The sequence below is a fragment of the Muribaculum sp. genome, assembly GCF_029051885.1.
Classification (GTDB): domain Bacteria; phylum Bacteroidota; class Bacteroidia; order Bacteroidales; family Muribaculaceae; genus Muribaculum.
On sequence record NZ_JAIDKI010000252.1, the window covers coordinates 1 to 4,199 of the forward strand.

Here is a 4,199-nt window from a genome sequence, read left to right on the forward strand (position 1 = left end):
GCATATCTTCATTATCTTTGCGACCGATTTAACCGATATACTAACTTTATCTAAGATTCTGTTATGGCCGCAAAGGCTCAGTTTGGAAGTAAGATTGGACTCATTGCCGCAACAGTAGGCTCCGCTGTGGGGCTCGGCAACGTATGGCGTTTTCCGGCCGAAGCGCAAGCCAACGGAGGAGCTGCGTTTCTACTTTTATACATTGCATGTGTGTTTCTCCTCGGAATCCCGGTCATGCTTGCCGAATTCTCACTTGGCCGCGGCCAAAGAAGCGATGCCGTAGGCGTGTTCAAAAGTCTGGCCCCCCGTTCACGATGGTGGATTGGAGGCGCCATCGCAATTCTCGCAAGCTACCTCATACTCTCCTTCTATATGGTAGTGGCCGGTTGGACTCTCGAATACATGTGGCAGTCAATAACAGGTGCACTATACGCTCCGGTAGCTGAATCAGTGAGCCATACTGGCCTTGACGCTCTTGACATACAGTTCAAGACAAAAATGGAGGAATATATCCTTCAGGATATGCGCCCGCTGGTAATGACATACATAATGCTTGCCATAAACCTCGGCATACTGCTTATGGGTGTCCAGAAAGGTATCGAAAAAATATCCAATGTGCTTATGCCGGTACTGTTTGCCCTGTTGCTTGCTTTTGCCTGTGTGGCGCTTACCTTCCCAAAGGCTTCTGAAGGCCTGGAATTCTTTTTACGTCCGGATTTCAGCAAGATAAATGCATCAGTAGTAATAAATGCTTTAGGGCAGGCATTTTTCTCCTTATCACTCGGTATGGGTATCCTGATTACTTATTCGAGCTATTTCCCCAAGGACACACGCCTGACACGTACTGCAGTAACCGTATCACTGCTTGATATGCTCGTGGCTGTGATGATGGGCATAATAATATTCCCTGCCGTGAAGTCATTCGGACTTGACAGCGAAGGTCTTGAGGGAGCTACGCTTGTGTTCGTGACCCTACCGGAGGTATTCGCGCAGATGCCGCTCACGCAATTGTGGTCGTCACTCTTCTTCCTGCTCCTCATGGTAGCCGCACTCACCTCCACAATATCACTCGCCGAGGTGTCGATAGCATTCATGCAGGACCGATTCAGGATGCGTCGTACCGCAGCATGCCTCACGGTAATACTACCGCTGTTTCTACTCAGCACGGTATGCTCCCTGTCGCAAGGCTCACTATCGTGGATTAAAATAGGCAACCTGAATATATTCAGCCTGCTCGACACGGTAGCCACCAACATCATGCTGCCGGTAGCGAGCATTATCACATGCATATATATAGGCTGGTTTGCCCCAAAAGGATATCTTCGCCGCGAACTCACCAACCACGGCACTATCGGCTCGCGGGCCTATCCCATAGTCATGTTCATCATACGCTATGTGGCTCCGGTCATAATCTCAATTATACTCTTAGGATCATTCTTCTGATATGTCAACACAACGAGCACAATTCGGCACACGGCTTGGCGTTATAGCCACCACCGTAGGCTCGGCTGTAGGCCTCGGCAACATATGGCGCTTCCCTTACGAGGCAGGGGCTCATGGCGGTGGTGCATTCCTGCTTATATACATAGGTTTCATTTTCCTGATAGGAGTGCCTGTGATATGTGCCGAATTCATCATGGGACGCGGCACACGCCGTAATATTTTCGGCGCATTCCGGGCACTTCATTCATGCCGTTGCTGGTCGTGGGTAGGATATATGGGCATTCTTGCGAGTATCCTTATTCTGTCGTTCTACTCTGTTGTGGCGGGATGGACTATGGAATATCTCTGGCAATCCATTACAGGCACGCTTGACGCCAACTCCGGAAACAACAATCTTCAAGCCGCATTCGACACATTTGCCGCAGGCCCGCGCTCAGTGATGTGGACTCTGATATTTCTGGCAATCAATGCTGTGATATTACTGCGCGGAGTGCGCGGCGGCATTGAAAAAGCATCCAATGTGCTCATGCCGGTGCTGTTTGTGATACTGATTATATTCTGTATAAACTCTCTGACGCTTCCGCAGGCATCTGAAGGACTTCGGTTTCTTTTCAATCCGGACTTTTCCAAAGTCGACTCATCCACACTCATTGGCGCGCTGGGACAGGCCTTCTTCTCCCTCTCGTTAGGACTCGGCACCCTTATGACATATTCAAGCTACTTCTCCGACTCGACTCCACTTGTCAAAAGCGCAGTAACTACAGCATCACTCGACACAATAGTAGCCATACTTGCAGGAATTATAATATTCCCCGCAGTATTTACCTATGGATGCGAGCCGGCAGCAGGCCCAAAACTGGTGTTTGAGGTGCTTCCTGCAATATTCCACCAGATGCCGGGAGGCGCGATATGGGCCATTCTCTTCTTCTTCCTGCTATTTCTCGCATCTCTTACTTCGACCATATCAATGAGCGAAATATGCATCGCTTTTTTCTGCGAACAGACAAAAATGTCACGGCGCCGTGCAACCCTTATCAATACGGCCATAGCCATGGGGCTCGGCACATTGTGCGCACTGTCGTTCGGGAGTCTGTCAGGCTTCACCATAGCCGGACTTACTGTATTCAACCTCTTCGACTATCTGTCAAGCAACATAATGCTGCCATTGGGAGGAATGCTTATATCAATATTTGTAGGATGGATTGTCGACCGCAATCTTATCCGCAACCAGTTGGGTGGCTCGGGCCGAATACCGCGCCCGCTTCTGAGAGGAATCACATTCTGTCTGCGATATCTTGCTCCGACAGCCATCCTCCTAATATTCCTTTCAGGCCTGAATATACTGTAACACGTACATCCTACAGCAATAAAAAAATATGGCGGCATATCATCAATCCGATAGCCGCCATGCTTATTTTTTATGACAAGACGATATCAACCGTACTGGATGGTACCGTCGGGATTACGGTAAAGGTCGAAACTCTTTTCGTACTGGTCCATAGCACGAAGACTCATACCCATGGAAGAGAATCCGCCGTCGTGGAACAGATTCTGCATAGTAACCTTACGGGTGAGGTCACTGAACATTACGATACAGTAGTTGGCACACTCATCGGCATCAGCGTTGCCAAGAGGCGACATGCGGTTGGCAAAGTCCATAAGCGACGACATACCTTTCACGCCACTTCCGGCAGTAGTCTGAGTGGGTGACTGTGAAATAGTATTGATACGCACGTGCTTCTCGCGGCCATATATATATCCGAAGCTACGGGCAATCGATTCAAGAAGAGCCTTGGCATCGGCCATGTCATTGTAGCCGAACATAGTACGCTGTGCTGCGATATAGCTTAACGCAAGGATACTGCCATAGTCGGCAATAGCGTCAAGTTTCTTGGCCGCCTGTATCATCTTGTGGAATGATACCGCCGATATATCCAGAGTCTTATTGAGCAAATCGTAGTCGATATCATCGTAAAGACGCTTTTTACGTACGTTGGGCGACATGCCTATAGAGTGAAGCACAAAGTCTATCTTGCCGCCAAGTACATCCATCGAACGCTGGAAAACCATTTCCAGATCATCAACGTTGGTTGCATCAGCAGGAATAACCTCGGCTCCAAGTTTCTCACCGAGTTTGCTTACATCACCCATTCTTACAGCAACGGGTGTGTTGGAAAGCGTAATTGTCGCGCCCTCTTCTACGGCACGCTCGGCTACCTTCCATGCAATACTCATATCATTGAGTGCGCCGAAGATAATACCGCGCTTTCCTTTTAGTAGATTGTAACTCATAATTAATTTGAATTATACTTCTAATCTGTTTACGGGCTGCAAAATTACAAAAAATAACTCATCTACGCAAATCGCATATATCCCACTAATATACAGCCATTTGCCCACATGCCAACCATCCAGCCATAGAGAGCCGACATCAACACAAGTACCTGCTACCGCCCTTCTAGCATTATAAGCACAGGTGTGTCGGGCACAACAGTGGCAGCCATCAGGCGTGGAGCGCCCAAACCTTCCTTGGCACGGAGCTTGCGCGACAGCACATTTGCAGCCATCGGAAAGTTTCGGGCCGCGACCTGCATATGGGAATAGCGACGTGGCAACTGCTTGAGTACGGATGAAGCAAACGGCAGCACTTCAAGTATACGCCGTCCTTCTCCCGGAAAATCAGGCACAGGCTCGGCTGAATAATACAAGTGAGTGTTGGGGTGAAGCTGTTCCACACCTGGCTCTTATTCACATCT

General features: G+C 49.0%; 4 protein-coding genes. 2 read left to right on the forward strand and 2 right to left on the reverse strand.

Features of this window, described 5'->3' with window-relative positions:
• Positions 1–63 precede the first annotated feature (63 nt).
• Positions 64–1,443: a sodium-dependent transporter gene (locus tag K2I50_RS10435; protein WP_301026290.1), complete on the forward strand. Its 1,380-nt coding sequence runs from the start codon at positions 64–66 to the stop codon at positions 1,441–1,443.
• A gap of 1 nt (position 1,444) precedes the next feature.
• Positions 1,445–2,791 (forward strand): sodium-dependent transporter, encoded by a 1,347-nt coding sequence (locus K2I50_RS10440; RefSeq protein WP_301026291.1) that lies wholly within the window; start codon positions 1,445–1,447, stop codon positions 2,789–2,791.
• An 86-nt stretch (positions 2,792–2,877) separates the two neighbouring features.
• Here K2I50_RS10440 and K2I50_RS10445 read toward each other — a convergent pair whose 3' ends face one another.
• Positions 2,878–3,735: an enoyl-ACP reductase FabI gene (locus tag K2I50_RS10445; protein WP_068960863.1), complete on the reverse strand. Its 858-nt coding sequence runs from the start codon at positions 3,733–3,735 to the stop codon at positions 2,878–2,880.
• 155 nt (positions 3,736–3,890) lie between these two features.
• Positions 3,891–4,178, reverse strand: a complete 288-nt coding sequence (locus K2I50_RS10450; RefSeq protein ID WP_301026292.1) for a THUMP-like domain-containing protein — start codon at positions 4,176–4,178, stop codon at positions 3,891–3,893.
• Between the last annotated feature and the right edge of the window lie 21 nt (positions 4,179–4,199).

Bases quoted from the DNA above. Each gene is read 5' to 3' on its own strand.
- K2I50_RS10435 (WP_301026290.1), top strand. From the start codon at position 64: ATGGCCGCAAAGGCTCAGTTTGGAAGTAAGATTGGACTCATTGCCGCA.
- K2I50_RS10440 (WP_301026291.1), top strand. From the start codon at position 1,445: ATGTCAACACAACGAGCACAATTCGGCACACGGCTTGGCGTTATAGCC.
- K2I50_RS10445 (WP_068960863.1), bottom strand. From the start codon at position 3,735: ATGAGTTACAATCTACTAAAAGGAAAGCGCGGTATTATCTTCGGCGCA.